This is a genomic window from Variovorax sp. V15, from assembly GCF_041154425.1.
Lineage (GTDB): Bacteria > Pseudomonadota > Gammaproteobacteria > Burkholderiales > Burkholderiaceae_C > Variovorax > Variovorax guangxiensis.
Map to the genome: position 1 here is coordinate 6,729,844 of NZ_AP028659.1, position 18,671 is coordinate 6,748,514.

The window sequence follows — 18,671 nt, forward strand, 5'->3', positions numbered from 1 at the left end:
GCAAGCGCAACAGGCTCAGGGCTTCCAGCGACGCAGCAGCAGCGCATTCGCCATCACGCTCACGCTCGACAGCGCCATCGCCGCACCGGCCACCACCGGGCTCAGCAGGCCGAAGGCGGCGAGCGGAATGCCGGCGACGTTGTAGGCGAAGGCCCAGAACAGGTTCTGCCTGATCTTCGCCACCGTGCGGCCCGAAAGCTCGAAGGCCTGCGCGACCAGCGCGAGATCGCCACGCATGAGCGTGATGCCGGCTGCTTCCATCGCCACGTCGGTGCCGCCGCCCGAAGGCGCCATCGCGATGCCGACATCGGCCGCTGCCAGTGCGGGTGCATCGTTGGCGCCATCGCCGACCATCGCGACGACATGCCCGTTGCTCCTGAGCGCGGCGACCTGCGCGGCCTTGTCTGCAGGCAGCACATCGGCGCGCACATCCTCGGCCGCGATGCCCAGCCGTGCAGCCATGGCCCGCGCCGCGCGCAGGTTGTCGCCCGAGATCATCACCACCCGCAGGCCGCGCGCCCGCAACGTGCGGATGGCTTCAGCGGCCTGTGGCTTGGGCTCGTCGGCGAAGGCGAGCAGGGCCTGCACCTGCGCGGCACCGGCTTCGTCGAAGCGCAGCAGCGCGGAAACCGTCGCGCCTTGCGATTGCAGGCGCTCCACTTCTTCGGCATTTGGCATCGCATCGAGCTCACGGCACCAGCGCAGGCTGGCGATGGCCCATTGGACGCCCTCGACTTCGCCGCGCACGCCACGGCCCGGCGAAGCCTGCATCGCACCCAGCGCTGGCACCTGCAGGTTGCGCTGCGCGGCGGCCGACAGCACGGCCTTGGCCAGCGGATGCTCGCTGCCGCCTTGCAGGCTCGCGGCGGTGGCCAGCAACTGATCTTGCGAAGCCGCGGCGCCGGCCACGGGCACCAGCGCGGTGAGCACCGGACGGCCGATGGTCAGCGTGCCGGTCTTGTCGAAGGCCACGGTATCGACGCGGTGGGCGATCTCCAGGGCACGCGCATCCTTGATCAGAACGCCATGCCGAGCCGCCACGCCGGTGCCCGCCATCACAGCCACGGGCGTTGCAAGGCCCAGCGCACATGGGCAGGCGATGACGAGCACCGCCACCGCATGGATCAGCGCGGTCTCGATGCCGGCGCCCGCCAGCATCCAGCCTGCGAAGGTGGCCAGCGCGATCAGCAGCACCACCGGCACGAACACGGCGGCGACCTTGTCCACCAGCCGCTGGATGGGCGCCTTCGCGGCCTGCGCGTCCTCGACCAGGCGGATGATGCGCGCCAGCACGCTCTCGGCGCCGACCGCGCTCACCTCGACGACCATGCGGCCGTCGCCGTTCACCGCGCCACCGGTCAGCGCATCGCCCGGGCCCTTGGCCACAGGCAGCGGCTCACCGGTGAGCATCGATTCGTCGACCTCGGAATGTCCTTCGACCACCTTCGCGTCGGCCGGTACGCGCTCGCCGGGACGCACCGCGAGACGGTCGCCCACCATCACCTCGGCCAGCGGCACGTCGCTTTCCTTGCCGCGTGCGTCGAGCAGGTGCGCCACCTCGGGCCGCAATTGCTGCAGCGCGCGGATCGCGGACGTGGCCTGGCGCTTGGCGCGCGCCTCCAGCCACTTGCCGAGCAGAACCAGCGTGATCACCACCGCCGAAGCCTCGAAGTACAGGTGCGGCACCATGCCGTGGCCCGCATGCTCGCCGGTGGTCGCACGCCACCAGAGCCATAGCGAAAGCCCGAAGGCCGCGCTGGTGCCAAGTGCGACCAGCAGATCCATGTTGCCGGTGCGCGCCTTCACTGCATGCCAGCCCGCGCGATAGAAGCGCGCGCCCAGCCAGAACTGCACCGGCGTCGCGAGCAGCAGTTGCACCCACGGCGGCAGCATCCAGTCGAGCCCGATGAGGTCGCCCAGCATCGGCGCCATCAGCGGAATCGACAGCGCAAGGCCGATGGCGACCGGGGCGAAGCCGGCCCAGGGCGACAGCGTTGCTTCGTCCGCGGCCTCGCTCGCCGCCCGAGGCTCGTAACCGGCGGCGCGCACGGCGCGGCGCAGCCGGACATCCATGTCATCGTCGCCGGACGTCACCACGCGGGCCGATTCGGTCGCGAGATTCACGCTCACGTCCTGCACGCCGGGCACGTTCTTCAAGGCACGCTCGACTCGCATGACGCAGGAGGCGCAGGTCATTCCGCCGACGGACAGGTCGAGCGTGGCGGTACCGGGGGTTTGCTGGAGCTGAAGTTTTTCCATGTGCCGAGGCTAAAGCCTCACACCATGTCAAGGTCAAGCGGAAAAATTCAGAGCCCCTGCGCTGGACATTGACATCGTGAGAGGGTTCAAACTGCGGGTTCCCCGGTCGTCAGACCAGCCACTTCTCTTCTCTTTACCAGCTACTTTCAAGGAGCAACACGATGAGCCAGAAATTCCAGGTCACGGGCATGAGCTGCGGCCGCTGCGCGAACGCAGTGCAGAACGCGGTGCAAACGGTGGATCCCGAAGCGCAGGTCACGGTCGATCTGGAAACGGGCCATGTCGACGTGCTGAGCGAGCAGCCGCGCAAGGACATCGTGGCCGCGATCGAGAACGCGGGGTACGCGGTTCAATGACGATGAGCCAGGTTTCCATCGGCGAAGCCGCGCAGCGCTCGGGCGTGTCGGCCCGCATGGTCCGCCACTACGAGAGCCTGGGCCTGCTGCCGGCGGTGGCGCGCACCGAAAGCGGCTATCGCCAGTACGGCGAGGCCGACATCCACACGCTGCGCTTCATCAAGCGCTCGCGCGACCTCGGCTTCTCGATGGAGGAAATCGCCGAATTGGTCGGGCTGTGGAACAACCGGCGCCGCGCCAGCTCGAGCGTGAAGCGCATCGCCGAGAAGCACCTTGGCGAACTGGAGCAGCGCATCGCCGACATGCAGTCCATGCGCAGCACGCTGGCGCACCTGGTGCACTGCTGCCACGGGGACGCGCGCCCCGAATGCCCGATCCTCGACGACCTGGCGAACTAGGTACTCCCCCAGGCTTCGCGCACTTCGTGTCGCTTCGCCTACCCCCTCGCCGGGGGCAACACCTGTGGCCCGGCGAAGCCGGTTCCACGGTGTTCCTGGAACAAGTCCTTCAAGCGCCGCGCACCAAGGACAAGACCTTGCCCGCATCCAGCGTGCGGGCCTTTTCCTGGATCGCCGGCAGGTACTGCGTCTGCAGGCTCTGCCCTTCCTTCACCACGCCCGAGAACGCGTCCTTCAGCATCTGCGCCGAGAGCGTGCGGCCGCCAGCGTAATAGCGCTTTGCCACGTGTCCCAGCGCATAGGTCGACGCGAAGCTCATCCCCGAGCTCACCGCCTGGTTGCCGAGGCCGCGCAGCAGGCCGCCGCCGACCTTGCCGAGCAAGCCGCCGAGCAGCTTGCGCCCGGCCTGCTCCAGGTACTGCGAGGTAAGGCCAACGCCGACGGTCGCGAGGAAATCCTTGATGTGTCCGCTGTCCAGCTGGTAGCCGTAGGCCTGGCCGATGCGGTAGACCAGCTTCATCTGCAGCGGAATGATCGCCATGGTCGATAGCGTCTCGGGCAGCAGCTCGAGCGCGCCGTTGAGGATGGAGGCGTTGAGGATGGACTTGTCCAGCTCCGCCGTGTCGGGACTCTTCGGCGCTGCAGGCACCGATGCGGCCGCCGCAGTAGCTGCCACCGGCACCGCGGCGATTTCCTCCGCCTGCTGCGAGAACGCGGCCGCCGAGGCGTCCAGGCCCAGCGAGGTGCGCACGTCCGCCAGGAACATCCGCTCCGCCTCCGACTGCGTGCCGTCCGCGTCGCAGACGCACACCGCCATTTCGTAGGCGAGCTGCCTGGCTTCCGGACTCTCGAGCTCGCCCGCCACCGACACCAGCGACACCCGCTTCATCAGCACGTCCTGGTAGAGCGTCGGCAGGTTGAGCCCGTCGGCCTGCGACAGGCCTTCCGCGATGCGCTTGATCTCGGCGCGCTCGCGCTCGTGCTTCTCGCCGTCCACGAAGGCGGCCAGCAGGCTCAGGGTAACGATCGACTTTGTTTCAGAAGGTGTCATGTTCGATATTTCCGCAATTTCAATGATCCGGTGGGGTCGTGGCTGCGGTCCGAAGGTTCCGTCGGGCGTTCTCCCCACAAACCTTGGGCAACTCTGTGGATAACGTCGGCACTTCTGTGTAGGGGTCTTGCAAGTTATTGATTTCAAATGGAAATCTACGGTTTGCACAAATTTTCAGCAATGAATTTCTCCGGGCGAAAACCGTCTTTCGCAGATTTCTGAAGTGCCGTCAAAGGACAAGTCTGGGGACATTTCTTGAACAAGGCATGGTTTATCCACAGGCCCGAAGGGTTACCCAATGTTGTCCATGTCGCGGGTACAAACCGGAAGCGCGGCTGCGCACAGTGACAGCGGCATGACAAGTGCTTGTCGCATAACGAAAAAAGCGGCATGTCCACAGAGGGAGGCGACCCTTATCTACTACTACTAATTTGAATAAGAAAAACAAGAAGACAAGAAGAGGAAAAGCCGCGCCCGAAAAAAACGCCGCGAATGGCCGCGCCGGTCCCGGAAGCTGGGGGCGAACCGGCCCTCCCGGCCGGTCCTCCCCTCGGTAACATCCGTGGATGAGCTTCAAACCCCGGATCCTGATCGCCGAAGACGAGTCGGGCATCGCCGACACGCTGCAATACGTCCTGAAAAGCGACGGATTCATCCCTGTCTGGTGCGCCACGGCCGAGGAAGCGATCGCCCAGTTCGCGCAGGAACCACCGGCGCTGGCCATCCTGGACATCGGACTGCCCGACCTCAACGGTTTCGAGCTCTTCAAGCGCCTGCAGGCGCTCAACCAGTCCATGGGAGGGCCGGAGGTGCCCATGGTGTTCCTTACGGCCCGCAGCGACGAAATAGACCGCGTGGTGGGCCTCGAACTGGGCGCCGACGACTACATCGCCAAGCCCTTTTCTCCAAGGGAACTGGTCGCGCGCGTGCGGACCATCCTGCGACGCAGTGCCAGGAGCGGCTCAGGCGCCCCCCAAGGCGCCGCGAGCACGAATCACGTGGGGGGGCATCAGACAGCCGCGAACGGCGCTCCTGCGGGCTCCCAGGCCCCCGTATCGCCCTTCGCACTGGATACCGAGCGCATGCAGATTCGCTACTACGGCCGGCTGCTCGAACTCTCGCGCTATGAATACGGCTTGCTGAGACTCCTGGTGCAGCGCCCCGGCCGCGTCTTCACGCGCGATGAAATGCTCGAACTCGTCTGGGACGACTCCAGCGACAGCTTCGACCGCACCGTCGACGCCCACATCAAGACCCTGCGCGCCAAGCTCAAGGCGATCGCGCCGGAAGTGGAGCCGATCCGCACGCTGCGCGGCACCGGCTACGCGCTGAACGAAGAACTGCCCGCCAAGGCGTCGTGACACGGCGCACGCGCATCTTCATCGGGATCCTGCTGATCTACACGGCGGGCATCGCCTTCCTTCTCTATCGCGTCGTCTCCGATATCGATCCCCGCTATCGCGAATCCGCCGAGGAATCGCTGGTAGAAACCTCGCAGCTCGTGGCCAGCCTGGTCGAGCAGGACGTGATCGCCGGCGCCATCAACACCGCGCGGCTGGAGCCTTTGTTCCGCACCGTCTACGCGCGCGAGTTCTCGGCGCAGATCTACAACCTGCACAAGAGCCGCGTCGAATTGCGCGTGTACGTCACCGACCGCAACGGCCGCGTCATGTTCGACTCGCTCGGCAGGCATCTCGGCGCCGACTATTCGAAGTGGAGCGACGTGAGCCGCACGCTCGCCGGCCTTTACGGCGCGCGCACATCGCGCGACGTCGACGGCGATCCGCGCACCTCGGTCATGTACGTGGGCGCGCCGATCCGCTGGAACAACGAGATCGTCGGCATGGTCAGCGTCGGCAAGCCGGTGCAAAGCTTCGGCCAGTTCGTGGAAGACGCGCGCGGGCGCACCATCTGGGTCGGCGTGGGTTCGGCGCTCGCGCTGCTGCTGCTCACCTTGATCGTCTCGGTCTGGCTGGTGCGGCCCTTCGGCCTGATCCGCGACTACTGGACCTGGGTGCGCGCCCAGCGCAGCCTGAGCCTTTCACGCATGGTGAGGCGCGCTATCGACGGCGTGCGCACAGGTTTCAGCGAAATGCGCGACGCGCTCACCGGCCGCAACTACGTGGCCGACTATGTCCAGACCTTCACGCACGAAGTGAAGAGCCCGCTCTCCGCCATCCGCGGCGCGGCCGAGCTGCTGCAGGAGCCGTCGATGCCGCATGCCGAGCGCGAACGGTTCCTGAAGAACATCGAGCGCGAGACCCAACGCATCCAGGAAATCGTCGACCGCATGATGGAACTTACCGCGCTGGAGACGCGGCGCGCGCTCGACCGCACGGAGCCGGTGTCGCTCGCCGCGCTGATCGAAGACATCGCCGCGAGCGCGCAGCCTGCGGCCGCGAAGCGCAACATCAGGCTGCTCGTGAACATCCGCAACGAAGCCCGCACCGAAGGCGACCCCTTCCTGCTGCGCCGCGCCATCAGCAACCTGCTCGACAACGCCATCGACTTCTCGCCGCTGGACAGCGAGGTGCTGCTCACCCTCGAAACCACTTCCAAGCTGGCCCGCGTGAGCGTGCGCGACCACGGCCCCGGCATTCCGGAATACGCGCAGGAAAAAGTCTTCGAGAAGTTCTATTCGCTCGCCAGGCCGCACAGCCAGAAGAAGAGCACCGGGCTGGGCCTTGCCTTCGTCAAGGAGATCGCGGCCTTGCACCATGGCCGCATCGACCTGGGCAATGCATCGCGCGGCGGGGCGGTGGCTACGCTGACGTTGCCGTTGTCGTCATCGCATCACTGAGGAAAGCTGGTCCGCCCGATCAGCGCGCAATAGGCTTCGCGCGTCTGCGGGCTCACCGCACGCAGTGCCTGCAGGTACTGCGTCTGGTGCTGCCCGATCATGCGCGCCGACGCCACCGTCTTCGATCGGCAATACCAGTGGCAGGTGTGCTGCAGCAGGAACAGTTCGGCCGACATCATGTAGGCCTTGGACTTGGGTGTGCGGCCTGCTTCGTTGCGCATCACGCCGGCGATGCCGCGTGCGTGGATGAGCAACGCCTGGCGCATGTCGAAGGCCGCCGACGGAAAGAATTGGGTGAAGAGCGGAATGGCCACGGGCAGCTTGCTCACGCGGGTGACGGGTTCGGGCATGCGCGAGAACTCGGCTGCGAAGCCATCGATCTGGCTGGAGAGTTTTTCTTCTGTGCTGTCCAGGATCTGCCAGATCTGGCGGCGGCGCTCGGCGTCGTCCTCGCCGAGGCAGCGCATGTAGCCGGAGGTGAGGCTCTCCATCAGCTTTTCGATCTGGTAGCGGCCGAGGTGGCTCGCCAGCAGGGCGATGCGCAGGCGTTGTTCCCTGGACTTGAGGATGTAGAAGCCGGCGGCGACGAGCGCCACCAGGGTGAGGATTTCCATGGATGCGGGAGAAGGAGAAAAAAGGAAAAGGCGGGAAGCGGTACCGAGTGTAGGCACCGCGAACCCGCCTTCGCTTCCGGTTTCTCGAAGAAGTCCGGCTACCGGAAGAAATCGAGGATCCGGTTGCGTTCCTCCGGCGGGGGCGGCGCACCGACGGGCGCGCCGGTGAGCTGCTCGACCGGCGGCGGCAGCGTGTCGCTGCTCTCCAGGCCCAGGCTCGCCACATTGTGGCCCGGCGTGAAATCGTCGAAGTACCACTCGCCGTCGATGCTCACCACGCCCTCGGGCTGGGCCGGGTGAGTCACGGGCACGCCCTGCAGCGCGGTCTGCATGTAGCCGGTCCAGATCGGCAGGCTCAGGCTGCCGCCGGTCTCGCCGCGCACGCCGAGCTGGCGCGGCGTGTCGTAGCCGACCCATGCGATGCCCACCATGGTCGGCTGGAAGCCCGCGAACCAGGTGTCGAAGGAGTCGTTGGTGGTGCCGGTCTTGCCGTAGAGGTCGTCGCGCTTGAGTGCCTGGTAGGCCTTGAAGCCGGTGCCGTTTCGCACCACGCTCTGCAGCAGCGAGTCCATGATGAAGGCGTTGCGCTGCGGGATGGCGCGGCGCGATTCGTCGAGCACCGGCGGCTCGGTCTCCATGATGACCTTGTCGCGCAGGTCGGTGACGCGCGTGACGAGGTAGGGATTGACGCGGTAGCCGCCGTTGGCGAACACCGAGTAGCCCACCGCCATCTGCATCGGCGTGACCGAGCCCGCGCCCAGGCCCATCGGCAGGTTGGCGGGCTGCTTGTCCTTGTCGAAGCCGAACCTGGTGACCCAGTCCTGCGCATAGGGAGTGCCGATGGACTGCAGCACGCGCAGCGTGACGAGGTTCTTCGACTTCATCAGCGCGTTGCGCAGCGGCATCGGACCTTCGTAGGTGCCCTCGAAGTTCTTCGGTTCCCAGGCCTGGCCGCCGTTGGCGCTGGCGTCGAAGTACAGCGGCGCGTCGTTCACCACGGTGGCGGGCGTGAAGCCCTTCTCGAGCGCGGCCGAGTAGATGAAGGGCTTGAAGCTCGAACCCGGCTGGCGCCAGGCCTGCGTCACGTGGTTGAACTTGTTCTTGCCGTAGTCGAAGCCGCCCACCAGCGCCTTGATGGCGCCGCTGCGCGGATCCATGCCGATGAAGGCGCCCTCCACCTCGGGCAGCTGGGTGATTTCCCAGGTGTTCTTCGGCGTCTTCGCCACGCGGATGACCGCGCCGCGGCGGATCTTGATATTGGGCGGCGCTTTCGCGGCAAGGCCCGACTGCGCCGGTTTCAAACCATCGCCCGTGATCTGGATGGTTTCGCCGTTCGCGCGCACCGCGCTGATTTCCTTCGCGCTCGCATCGAGCACCACGGCCGCGATCACGTCGCCGTTGTCGGGATGCTCGGCCAGCGCGTCGTCCACCGCTTCGTCGATTTCCTTCTGCTCGCTCGGCAGGTCGACGAATTTCTCGGGCCCGCGGTACGGCTGGCGGCGTTCGTAGTCCATGATGCCCTTGCGCAGCGACCTGTACGCCGCAGCCTGGTCGGCTGCCACGATCGAGGTGTAGACCTTCATGCCGCTGGTGTAGATGCTGTCGCCGTACTGCGCGTACATCATCTGGCGCACCGTCTCGGCAACGTACTCGGCATGCAGCCGGTTGGGGTCGGCCGCATCGCGCAGGTGCAGCTCTTCCTTCTTCGCGGCCGCCGCCTGCTCGGCGGTGATGAAGCCGGTCTCCTGCATGCGGTCGATCACGTACAGCTGGCGCGCTCGCGCGCGGCGCGGGTTGGCCACCGGGTTGTTCGCACCGGGCGCCTTCGGCAGGCCGGCGAGCATCGCGGCCTCGGCGATGGTGATGTTCTGCAGCGGCTTGCCGAAGTAGGTTTCGGCCGCGGCGGCGAAACCGTAGGCGCGGTTGCCGAGGTAGATCTGGTTCAGGTAGATCTCGAGGATCTGGTCCTTCGTGAGCTGCTGCTCCAGCCGCATGGCCAGCAGGATCTCGTAGGTCTTGCGGCTCATGGTCCGCTCGGATGTCAGGTACACGTTGCGCGCCACCTGCATGGTGATGGTCGAGGCACCCTGCTTGCGGCCGCCCTTCAGGCTGGCGACCGCCGCACGCAGGAAGCCCTTGTAGTCCACGCCGCCGTGGTCGTAGAAGCGCGCATCTTCCACGGCCAGCACGGCGTCCTTCATCACCTTGGGAATGTTGGCGAAAGGCGTGAGGTTGCGGCGCTCCTCACCGAATTCGCCGATCAGCTGGCCTTCGGCCGAATACACGCGAAGCGGCAGCTTGGGGCGGTAGTCGGAAAGCTCCGAGACGTCGGGCAGCTTCGGGTAGATGGTGACGACCGCGACGATGGCCGCGACCAGCACCACCAGCGCGCCGGAGCCGACACCGATGGCGCCCCAGCCGGCGATGCGCTTCCAGTCGAGGCGGGAATCGCGCGGCGCCGCGCCGTCGTCGCCGGGAGCCTTGGAGTTTGTGCGTTTGAACATGGGAAATGCCTGTTTGGCTAGCGAAAGGGTTGGAGCCGCGGCGCGCCTGCGCGTTCCGGCTTCCGGAGCTCGAACGTGCCTTGCCGCGCAGCACGCTGCGCGCAATGCATCGCGTCGAAGTACTTGTCGTGGTCGAAGGCGATAAGAAGAAGATCCACCCCGGCGTCGAGGGCACGGACGGTGGCGTCGCAAAGACCGCGGTTGTAGGCCGCGGCCATCGTGAGATCGTCGGTGACGAGCAGGCCCTGGTAGCCCCATTCGCCTCGGATCACCCGCTGTACGATTTTGCGCGAGAAAGAGACCGGATAAGCGGCGTCGAGTTCCTCAAGGATGACATGGCCCAGCATGATGGCCGCATCCGAATGTTTCGATACGTCTTGAAACGGCTTCCAGTCGTGCGCCGCGAGCCGGGCGACCGGCGTGCGCAGTTCGGCGGCGAAATGGTGGGTGTCCTCGGTCACGCCGGCCAGGCCGGGAAAGTGCTTGAGCGTGCCTCGCACGCCAGCCGATTCGAGGCCCAGTTCGTAAGCGAGCGCCACCTGCGCGGTGACCGCCGGGTCGGCCGAGATGGCGCGTTCGTCGATGCGGGTGTGGAAGTCCCAGCGGCCCGGCGCACGGCCGGTGCGCAGGTCGACCACCGGGCTGAAGTTGAGCGTGATGCCCAGCGCGGCGAGCGCCCTGCCCTGTTGCGCGCCGTAGGCATGGGCGCGCTGGGCGAGTTCGTCTTCTGGCAGATCGGCATCGAGAAGCGAGGCGAGCGCGGGCTGGCGTTCGATCAATGGGGACAGGCGGGAGACAGCGCCGCCTTCCTGGTCGGTCGCGACGACCAGCGGCGGCAGGCCGGCCGAACGGCGCAGCGCCTGCAGGCCCGCGATCTCGTCGCGCAGCTCTTCGGCCGTGCGGCCCCTGACATTGCGGCCGGCGACGAAGATGCCGCCGATCAGTCCCTTGCGTGCCAGTCCGCGCAGCTCCTTCGCGTCGTCATAGCCGACGATGAAATGCGCGCCCATCGCCTGCGCGAGCGGGCCCTCCATCGCATTCACCTCGGCGCGATGCTGGCGCGACATCGCTTCGTTGCACAGCGCCGTGAGCAGGGCTGCGAATGCCAGTCCCAGTGCCACGGGCCGCAGCCTGCCCCGTGCGTAGCGCCATGCGAGCGCGATGCCCGCAAGAAGAAAAGCCAGCAGCAGCGGCAGTTCCCAGGCACGCATGAAGCGCAGGTGCGGGTCCTTCAGGTGCCAGGCCCAGAACCACAGCACGGCCAGCGCCAGCCAGCCCGATGCACCAGCGATGACCCGCAGCAGCCTCATGCGGCCGTCTGCGCCTCGGGCACAGCCACGGGCGCGGCTTCGCTGCGGCGCGAGAGCGCGTACCAGTCGACCTTGCGCGTCACGAGCATCAAGGTGGCCAGCATGCCGAAGATCAGCAGCGCGCCCAGCAGCAGCGCATTGCTTTCCGAAGCCAGCAGGCCGTAGAGCGCGCCGTACAGCAGCGCCACGAACGCGCCGAACGAGAGGCCGCGCTGCCAGCCGCCGAGCACCGCGCTGAAGTACACGGCCAGCAGCGCGACGCTTGCCGAGGCGGCGCCCGCGTACGCCATCCAGAAGGCGAACTTCTCGGACAGCGCCAGCAGCAGCAGGAAGAAGAGCGCGATCGACAAGCCCACCAGGCCGTACTGGATCGGATGCAGGCGCAGCTTGCGGAACAACTCGAACATGAAGGCGGCCATCAGCACCAGGCCGATGAAGAGCACGCCGTACTTGCCCGCGCGCGTGCTCATCGAATAGACGTTGATGGGCTGAGCGAGCGATACGTCGAAGGTCTGCAAAGGGCCCAGGTTGCGACGTGCCGGGACAGCGGGGGCAGCCGTCGCTGCCACGTCGGCGCTGCTGGCCACATCCACTGCGCCGCCCCGGCCCGAGAGGCCTGCGCGAACCTGTTCGCGCGCCGAGGTCACGAGCGAGGAAACGCGCCAGTGGGCATCGAAGCCCTGCGGCGTCACGCTGCGCTGGGCCGCGAGAAAGCGGCCGCCGAAGCTGGGGTGTGCCCAGGGCGAGCTCAGGTGCGCGGTCGTTTCTTCGGCGATGGGTGCGATGGCGAGCGTGTCCTGTCCGACCAGGCCCAGCTTCATCTCGAAGGGAATCGGCGTGCCGGCCTGCCACGCGGCGAGCGCGGCGCCGGTGACGGGGGCATGGATGCCGTTGGCGAACCAGGCATCGTCATCCAGGCCGGGCACGCGCTGCCTGAAGCGCAGGGCCTCGCCGCCCATGGTCATGGTCGGCGAGCCATCGAGGCCGCGCAGGTCGCTCACGTTGAAGGCGATGAGCGGGGCCTTGAATTCGATCTTCGAGTCGGTCTCGCTGTGCGACACGGCCTTCGGGTCGAAGGCGGCAAAGCCGCCGCTGAGCGTGGCGTCGAGCGTGTAGAAGGGAATCCTGAAGATGCCGCGATAGCGTTCCTGCGGCGCCATCGTGCCCTCGATGTGCAGCTTGTCGGGGAACACCACGTGGGCCATTTCCTTGCTGCGCGGTTCCTGGCCGATCACCTTGCCCTGCGCGTTGCGCAGCGGTTCCATCCAGCGCTCCACGTAGGGCACCAGCAGCAGCGGGCCGACCATGGTCTGGCGCCCGGCGTAGGTGGCGGCGAGTTCGCTGGCCGCCTCTCGCTGGCTCTCGCCGCGTGCGCGGTTGATCGAATCGATCTCTCCCAGCGGAATGCACAGCAGCAGCAGCAGGAACAGCAGGCCGGCGACCTTGGCCAGCATGGAACTCATCACGACCCTGAGCAACTGAAGCATTTTTTCTCTCCTCGTCTGTAGCGGTGGCCGCGATGCTCGCCGCGCGACCCGAAGGCCGTGTGAAGGGCCCGGGCCGCCTCGCTTCACACAGACTTCACACAGCGGATGCGGGCTGTCGGCGACTTCAAGACGCCTTCCAACTGGCTTCTCGCGTGCTGGAGAAAGTTGCGGCCGTGCAAGTTCGCACGGACAAGGACCCCCGCCATGGATGCCCAAACCACCCCACGTCCCGGCCGCTGGCTCTGGCTCGCCACCGTGAGCCTGGCGACCGCGGGCTTCATCGCCATGGGCGTGCGCCCGGCGCACGCTCAGGAAGCGCCCGCCGGTCCGCGCCTGAAGACCGAGAGCCCCTATTTCTTCGTGAAGAGCGACGATCCTTCGGTCGACCGCCTGCCCCTCAAGGGCACCGAGGTCTCGGTGAAGATCTCGGGCGTGATCGCCGACGTGACGGTCACGCAGACCTACCGCAACGAAGGCCAGCGCGCCATCGAGGCGAAGTACGTGTTCCCCGGCTCGACCAAGGCCGCGGTGAGCGGCCTCAACGTACGGCTGGCCGACCGGCTCATCACCGCGCAGATCCGCGAGAAGCAGCAGGCGCAGATCGAGTACGACACGGCCAAGAAGGAAGGCAAGACCGCCGCGCTGCTCGAGCAGCACCTGCCCAACGTGTTCCAGATGAACGTCGCCAACATCCTGCCGGGCGACGACGTGAAGGTGGAGCTGCGCTACACCGAGCTGCTGGTGCCGCAGTCGGGCAACTACCAGTTCGTGTTCCCGACCGTGGTCGGCCCGCGCTACAACTCGCCGCAATCGGAGAACGCGCAGGCCAAGTGGGTCGCGCAGCCCACGCTGCCCGCGGGCACCGCCGCCGGCACCAGCTTCAGGCTCAAGGCCACCATCGACACGCCGATGGGCATCAAGGAGATCCGCTCGGCCACGCACACCATCGACGTGAAGAAGAGCGACGAGGACCAGCACGCCGACATCGCACTCGCCGCCGATGGCCGCCCCGCCGACAACCGCGACTTCGTGCTCGACTACCGCCTCGCAGGCGAGAAGATCGAATCGGGCCTGATGCTCTACAAGGGCCAAGGGGAGAACGCCGAGAACTTCTTCCTCGCCATGGTCGAGCCGCCCAAGGCCGTGGCCGCCAGCGCGATCTCGCCGCGCGACTACATCTTCGTGGTCGACATCTCGGGCTCGATGCACGGCTTTCCGCTCGACACCGCGAAGACGGTGCTCGAACGCCTGATCGGCGGCCTGCGTCCGAGCGATACCTTCAACGTGCTGCTCTTTTCGGGCAGCAACAAGATGCTCTCGCCCAAGTCGGTGCCGGCCACGCGCGCCAACATCGAGCAGGCGCTGGCCACCATCAAGAACTACAGCGGCAGCGGAAGCACCGAGCTCATTCCGGCGCTCAAGCGCGTGTATGCAGAACCCAAGGAAGAGAACGTGTCGCGCACCGTGGTAGTGGTGACCGACGGCTACGTGACGGTCGAGCGCGAAGCCTTCGAGCTGGTGCGCAACAACCTGTCGAAGGCCAACGTGTTCGCCTTCGGCATCGGCTCCTCGGTCAACCGCAGCCTGATGGAAGGCATTGCGCGCGCCGGCATGGGCGAGCCCTTCATCATCACCGACCCGGTCCAGGCCCCCGAGCAGGCCGCGCGCTTCCGCCGCATGGTCGAGTCGCCGGTGCTCACGAACGTGAAGGCCACCTTCGGCGGGCTCGACGTGTACGACGTGGAGCCGCAGGCGCTGCCCGACGTGCTGGGCGAGCGCCCGGTGATCGTGTTCGGCAAGTGGCGCGGCGAAGCAAAAGGCCGAGTGATCATCGAAGGCCAGAGCGCCAGCGGCCCCTACCGCCAGGAAGTGCGCATCGATGGCAGCACCCGCCAGGACACGGCCGCGCTGCGCACGCTGTGGGCGCGCCACCGCATCCAGAGCCTGAGCGACCAGGAGACGCTGGAAGGCGGCACGGCCCTGAAGGACCGCATCACCGAGTTGGGCCTGAGGTACAGCCTGCTCACCCAATACACGAGCTTCATCGCCGTCGACAAGGTGGTGCGCAACGTGGCGCCGCAGGACAGCGTGGACGTGAACCAGCCGCTGCCCCTGCCGCAAGGCGTGAGCGAGCTGGCGCTCGGCGCCGAGGTGCCGAGCACGCCCGAGCCCGAATCGCTGGGCGCCATCGTCGTGGTGCTGTCGATGCTCGCCATGCTGCGCCGCCGCGCGCGCCGCAACGACGCGCGCCGCTTCACTGCCTGATCCATCCGTAAGAAAGAAAAGAATGTCTCTGGCAATGCTTGCCCACCGCCATCCGCGCATCGTGGACTGGGGCATCCACATCGACCGCACGCCAGCCGCCGGCTGGATCGGGCTTCAGTTCATCGCGCTGATGCCCACCTGGGTGTGGATGGCGCAGCGCATGCGCGACGGCTCCGACGATCCGCTGGGCCTGCTGGCGCTGGTCGCGCTCGCAGCGCTGGCCTGGAGCCGCCGGCGCGAGTTGCGCGCGTCGCCCCGGCTGGGCTGGCTCGCGCTGGCCGGCGCGGGCACCGTGCTCGCGACGCTGATGCGCACGGGGCTCGGCTTCATGCCCGCGTTGCCACCGCTCGCGGCCGGGCTGGTCGCGGTGCTGGCGCTGGCCTGCGGGCTGCTGGCCTTCCTGCCGCGCAAGGTGGCGGCACTGCCGGTGGCCGGCCTCGCGGTGCTCGCGCTGCCGTTGCTCTCCTCGCTGCAGTTCTATGCGGGCTATCCGCTGCGCGTGGTGACGGCCGAGGTCAGCCGCTGGCTGCTGTCGCCGGGCTTCGAGGTGGCGCGCGAAGGCGCGAGCCTGGCGGTCGACGGCCGCCTGGTGATCGTCGATGCGCCCTGCTCGGGCGTGCAGATGGTGTGGCTGGGCTACTTCACGGCCTGCGCGGTCGCGCTGTGGGCTTCGCGCAGCGGCCGGGACTTCATGGCGCGGCTGCCGATGGTCGGCCTGCTGGTGCTTGCCGGGAACATCGTGCGCAACAGCGTGCTGATCGCCTTCGAGGGCGCCGGCCATCCGCTCGCCCCGTGGGCGCACAACACGCTGGGCCTCGTGGTGCTGGCGGTGGTCTGCGGCTCCATCGCCCGGCTGATGGTGCCCGCACGCGCCGAGCCCGAAGCCGCCGAACTGCCCATTCCGGGCCTGATCACCACCCACGGAGGCCGCCATGTCGACACCGTTCTTTGAGCGCTGGTTCGCGAACCATTTCATCAACCGCATCGGCCACAAGACCGCTTTCGCGTTCGCGATGCTGCTGTGCATGCTGTGGTCGGCCATGGCGGCCCTGCGTACGCCGGCGGAACCGATGGCACCCGCCGTCGCGTCGCACGAATGGCCCAGCGAATGGGACGGCGCCGCGCTGCGCCCGCTGGCGCTCAGCGACGTGGAGCAGCGTTTCGCGGACCGCTTCCCCGGCGCCATCGGCCGCATGACCGACGGCACCCAGACGCTGGTGATGCGCGAGGTCAGCCAGCCCACGCGCATGCTGCATCCGGCCGCCGACTGCTACCGCGCACTGGGCTACCGCATCGAACAGGCGCGCCTGGAACGCGACGCGCGCGAGCGCATGTGGCGCTGTTTTGTTGCTCAACGGCACGGAGCGCAAAAAATCCGCGTCTGCGAGCGCATCGTCGACGCCCGGGGCACGGCTTTCACTGACACTTCAAGCTGGTACTGGGCAGCAGCCAGCGGCCAATCGCATGGGCCGTGGCAAGCTGTCACCGTAGCGAGACCGATCTGAGAAAACTGCCTGTGAAGAAGACCCTGCGATTCGTGCTCTATGGCCTTCTGGCTCTGGTCATTACGGCCTGTGTAGCTATCTTTTTGATAGTCAAGCTGGCGCTCGCGCCGGCTGCCGGCGAATGGAGCACCACGGTGAAGGCAGGGCCGCTGAATTTCGAGATCGGCGTGCCGACGGCGGTGCGCGTGGCCACCTCGACATGGTTCGCGCCGTATCTCGACGGCCGCTCGTTCGACACCCGATTCGGCACCGTGCGCTTCGCCTGGAAGCCGGCCGGCGAACTGCTGGAAATGCAGTGCGCGCCCTGCAGCGCCGAGGTGCCGGCGCTGGGCACCCAGCCGATCCGCGTCGATCGCCTGGTCGCCACGGTGAAGCGCGACGGCAACACGCTCAACGGCACCTTCGAGGCCACGCCGCAGAGCAACGACGCGAGCCAGCTCCAGGGCCACTGGGACGGCAGGCTCATGCCGAAGAACATCCACCTCAACGCCAGCGTGCAGGACGCGCCCATCGCCCGCTGGTACGCGGTGCTGGTGCCCGCCCTGCCGGAGCTGCAGCGCGCGCGCATCGGCGGCACGCTGGCGCTGCGGGGCCAGCTCGTGCTGCCCGAAGCCACCTTCGCGGTGCAGCCGACCATCAGCCAATTCACCGTGGAAGGGCTGGGCACCGAGGCCATGTTGGGCGCGCGCACCAGCTGCGGCCCCTCGGCGAAGCTGGCCAACGACAGCTGGCTGGCGCGCGCTGTCATCGCCGCCGAAGACCAGCGCTTCTTCACCCACGGCGGCTACGACCTGACGGAAATCCTCGCCTCCATCGACAACAACCAGAAGCCCGGCCAGACACGGCGCGGCGGCAGCACGCTCACGCAACAGCTCGCCAAGCTGCTGGTGACGGGCAGCGACCGCACGGCCGAGCGCAAGCTGCGCGAACTGCTCTACGCGGTCGAGATGGAGCAGACGCTGGGCAAGGCCCGCATCCTGCAGCTGTACCTGGACAACGCGCCCTGGGGCGGCAATCTCTGCGGCGCCGAGGCTGCGGCCAGGCGCTACTTCAAGCGCAGCGCGCGCACGCTGGAGCCGGCACAGGCCGTGTGGCTCGCAGCCATGCTGCACAAGCCGCAGGCCGTGCTCGAGCAATGGCGCCGCGACGGCCGGATCGACGCCGACCGCGTCAAATGGATCGCCGAAGGCATCCGCGGAATCAGCCGCAACCAGCGCGAGGCCCTGCTCAAGAGCGTGGCCGCGGCGAAATTCATGGCGCCGGAGGCCGCAACGCAATGACGAACACAGCCGTGCTGGGCGCCACCGATATCGAAGCCATCGAACGCGCCACCATCGCGGCGGTGTCGCCCGACCTGACCGAGGAAATCGACGGCTGGCTGCTGCCGTTCGCCAGCGGCACCGTCAAGCGCGCCAAGTCGGCCGTGCCGCTGCATCGCGGCGCGGTCGAGGCCGCCACGCTCGACCGCATCGAGGACCGCTACGACAGTCGCAAGGCCGCGCCCGCGCTGCGGCTTGCCGACGCATCCTGCTTCGACAGCCTGCGCGCCGAGCTGGAGCGCAGGCACTACATGGCCGACAGCCCCACCTGCGTGCAGATCGGCTCGGTGCAGCGCATGCGGCAGGTGGCCGCGCCGGGCGGCGCATTGGCCGATGTCGACCGCGCGCCCGACAACGCCTGGTCGGCCCTGTTCCTCGGCGAGGGCTTCGACCCCGTGGACGGCGCCCATCGCGTGCGCATGCTCTCGCGCGCCAAGGGCACGCTCTACGCCAGCGTGCGCGAGGGCGGCCGCACCGTGGCCGCCGGCGCCATGGCCTTCGGCCACGGCTGGGCCAGCGTGCACGGCATGCGCACCGACCAGGCGCAGCGCGGCCGGGGCCTCGCGGGGCGCGTGCTGGCCGGGCTGGCGCAGGCCGCGTCGGAACGGGGCTTCGAGCGCGTGTTCCTGCAGGTCGATGCGAACAACCAGGCGGCGCTGTCGCTGTACCGCCGCGCCGGCTTCGGGACGCAGTGGAAATACAGCTACTGGCAGCGCCAGCAATGGCCCTGAAGCTGCGGGCCGCACGAGCCGTCGGCTGACAGCGCGCGGGTGGCGCGGCGCGGGCGTTAGTGCCACCATGGA

At 67.6% G+C, this 18,671-nt stretch carries 15 protein-coding genes; 9 read left to right on the forward strand and 6 right to left on the reverse strand.

Annotated features, from left to right (window positions below; all coding sequences use genetic code 11):
- Positions 1-15: 15 nt before the first annotated feature.
- The gene (locus tag ACAM57_RS31810) at positions 16-2,259 is read right to left on the reverse strand and encodes a heavy metal translocating P-type ATPase (protein ID WP_369660198.1); all 2,244 of its coding nucleotides are present in this window, start codon (positions 2,257-2,259) and stop codon (positions 16-18) included.
- Between the two features lie 161 nt (positions 2,260-2,420).
- On the opposite strand from ACAM57_RS31810, the gene ACAM57_RS31815 reads away from it, so the two are divergent.
- Positions 2,421-2,615 (forward strand): heavy-metal-associated domain-containing protein, encoded by a 195-nt coding sequence (locus tag ACAM57_RS31815; protein ID WP_369660199.1) that lies wholly within the window; start codon positions 2,421-2,423, stop codon positions 2,613-2,615.
- Entirely contained in the window at positions 2,612-3,013 is a 402-nt protein-coding gene (cueR, locus tag ACAM57_RS31820; protein WP_369660200.1) for a Cu(I)-responsive transcriptional regulator, read from the forward strand. Before ACAM57_RS31815 ends, cueR begins: the two co-directional genes overlap by 4 nt.
- Before the next feature lie 109 nt (positions 3,014-3,122).
- Here the strand turns inward: cueR and ACAM57_RS31825 are convergent, their stop codons facing one another.
- A complete protein-coding gene (locus ACAM57_RS31825) occupies positions 3,123-4,064 on the reverse strand; it encodes a YcjF family protein (protein ID WP_369660201.1) in 942 nt (313 codons plus the stop codon).
- A 566-nt stretch (positions 4,065-4,630) separates the two neighbouring features.
- Here ACAM57_RS31825 and creB point away from each other — a divergent pair.
- The gene (creB, locus tag ACAM57_RS31830; protein WP_184639077.1) at positions 4,631-5,425 is read left to right on the forward strand and encodes a two-component system response regulator CreB; all 795 of its coding nucleotides are present in this window, start codon (positions 4,631-4,633) and stop codon (positions 5,423-5,425) included.
- Entirely contained in the window at positions 5,422-6,864 is a 1,443-nt protein-coding gene (creC, locus tag ACAM57_RS31835; RefSeq protein WP_369660202.1) for a two-component system sensor histidine kinase CreC, read from the forward strand. The genes creB and creC overlap by 4 nt, the downstream gene beginning before the upstream one ends.
- Here creC and ACAM57_RS31840 read toward each other — a convergent pair.
- The 4 genes from ACAM57_RS31840 to creD all read right to left on the reverse strand — a co-directional run bounded on the left by ACAM57_RS31840 (position 6,858) and on the right by creD (position 12,779).
- Complete coding sequence (locus ACAM57_RS31840) at positions 6,858-7,478, reverse strand: hypothetical protein (protein WP_369660203.1); 621 nt, start codon at positions 7,476-7,478, stop codon at positions 6,858-6,860. The genes creC and ACAM57_RS31840 overlap by 7 nt on opposite strands.
- A gap of 98 nt (positions 7,479-7,576) precedes the next feature.
- Positions 7,577-9,982 carry a penicillin-binding protein 1A gene (locus ACAM57_RS31845; protein WP_369660204.1) on the reverse strand — a complete coding sequence of 802 codons (2,406 nt, stop codon included), beginning with the start codon at positions 9,980-9,982 and terminating at the stop codon, positions 7,577-7,579.
- A 17-nt stretch (positions 9,983-9,999) separates the two neighbouring features.
- Entirely contained in the window at positions 10,000-11,241 is a 1,242-nt protein-coding gene (locus ACAM57_RS31850) for a glycoside hydrolase family 3 N-terminal domain-containing protein (RefSeq protein WP_369660205.1), read from the reverse strand.
- Positions 11,242-11,288: 47 nt separating this feature from the next.
- A complete protein-coding gene (gene creD, locus ACAM57_RS31855) occupies positions 11,289-12,779 on the reverse strand; it encodes a cell envelope integrity protein CreD (RefSeq protein WP_369660206.1) in 1,491 nt (496 codons plus the stop codon).
- A 204-nt stretch (positions 12,780-12,983) separates the two neighbouring features.
- Between creD and ACAM57_RS31860 the strand changes: the two genes are divergently transcribed.
- From ACAM57_RS31860 to ACAM57_RS31880, 5 genes are read left to right on the forward strand one after another with little or no spacing between them, the layout of a single operon-like run.
- Positions 12,984-15,044: a VIT domain-containing protein gene (locus tag ACAM57_RS31860; protein ID WP_369660207.1), complete on the forward strand. Its 2,061-nt coding sequence runs from the start codon at positions 12,984-12,986 to the stop codon at positions 15,042-15,044.
- A gap of 22 nt (positions 15,045-15,066) precedes the next feature.
- Positions 15,067-15,996: an exosortase Q gene (gene xrtQ / locus ACAM57_RS31865; RefSeq protein ID WP_369660208.1), complete on the forward strand. Its 930-nt coding sequence runs from the start codon at positions 15,067-15,069 to the stop codon at positions 15,994-15,996.
- On the forward strand, positions 15,977-16,549 hold the full coding sequence (locus ACAM57_RS31870; protein WP_369660209.1) for a hypothetical protein: 573 nt from the start codon (positions 15,977-15,979) through the stop codon (positions 16,547-16,549). The genes xrtQ and ACAM57_RS31870 overlap by 20 nt, the downstream gene beginning before the upstream one ends.
- Before the next feature lie 11 nt (positions 16,550-16,560).
- Entirely contained in the window at positions 16,561-17,829 is a 1,269-nt protein-coding gene (locus ACAM57_RS31875) for a biosynthetic peptidoglycan transglycosylase (protein WP_184639093.1), read from the forward strand.
- Positions 17,826-18,599 (forward strand): GNAT family N-acetyltransferase, encoded by a 774-nt coding sequence (locus ACAM57_RS31880; protein ID WP_126020782.1) that lies wholly within the window; start codon positions 17,826-17,828, stop codon positions 18,597-18,599. Before ACAM57_RS31875 ends, ACAM57_RS31880 begins: the two co-directional genes overlap by 4 nt.
- Positions 18,600-18,671: the final 72 nt, after the last annotated feature.

Coding starts and splice junctions, on each gene's coding strand:
- ACAM57_RS31810 (WP_369660198.1), bottom strand. CDS start 2,259: ATGGAAAAACTTCAGCTCCAGCAAACCCCCGGTACCGCCACGCTCGAC.
- ACAM57_RS31815 (WP_369660199.1), top strand. CDS start 2,421: ATGAGCCAGAAATTCCAGGTCACGGGCATGAGCTGCGGCCGCTGCGCG.
- cueR (WP_369660200.1), top strand. CDS start 2,612: ATGACGATGAGCCAGGTTTCCATCGGCGAAGCCGCGCAGCGCTCGGGC.
- ACAM57_RS31825 (WP_369660201.1), bottom strand. CDS start 4,064: ATGACACCTTCTGAAACAAAGTCGATCGTTACCCTGAGCCTGCTGGCC.
- creB (WP_184639077.1), top strand. CDS start 4,631: ATGAGCTTCAAACCCCGGATCCTGATCGCCGAAGACGAGTCGGGCATC.
- ACAM57_RS31840 (WP_369660203.1), bottom strand. CDS start 7,478: ATGGAAATCCTCACCCTGGTGGCGCTCGTCGCCGCCGGCTTCTACATC.
- ACAM57_RS31845 (WP_369660204.1), bottom strand. CDS start 9,982: ATGTTCAAACGCACAAACTCCAAGGCTCCCGGCGACGACGGCGCGGCG.
- creD (WP_369660206.1), bottom strand. CDS start 12,779: ATGCTTCAGTTGCTCAGGGTCGTGATGAGTTCCATGCTGGCCAAGGTC.
- ACAM57_RS31860 (WP_369660207.1), top strand. CDS start 12,984: ATGGATGCCCAAACCACCCCACGTCCCGGCCGCTGGCTCTGGCTCGCC.
- xrtQ (WP_369660208.1), top strand. CDS start 15,067: ATGTCTCTGGCAATGCTTGCCCACCGCCATCCGCGCATCGTGGACTGG.
- ACAM57_RS31870 (WP_369660209.1), top strand. CDS start 15,977: ATGTCGACACCGTTCTTTGAGCGCTGGTTCGCGAACCATTTCATCAAC.
- ACAM57_RS31880 (WP_126020782.1), top strand. CDS start 17,826: ATGACGAACACAGCCGTGCTGGGCGCCACCGATATCGAAGCCATCGAA.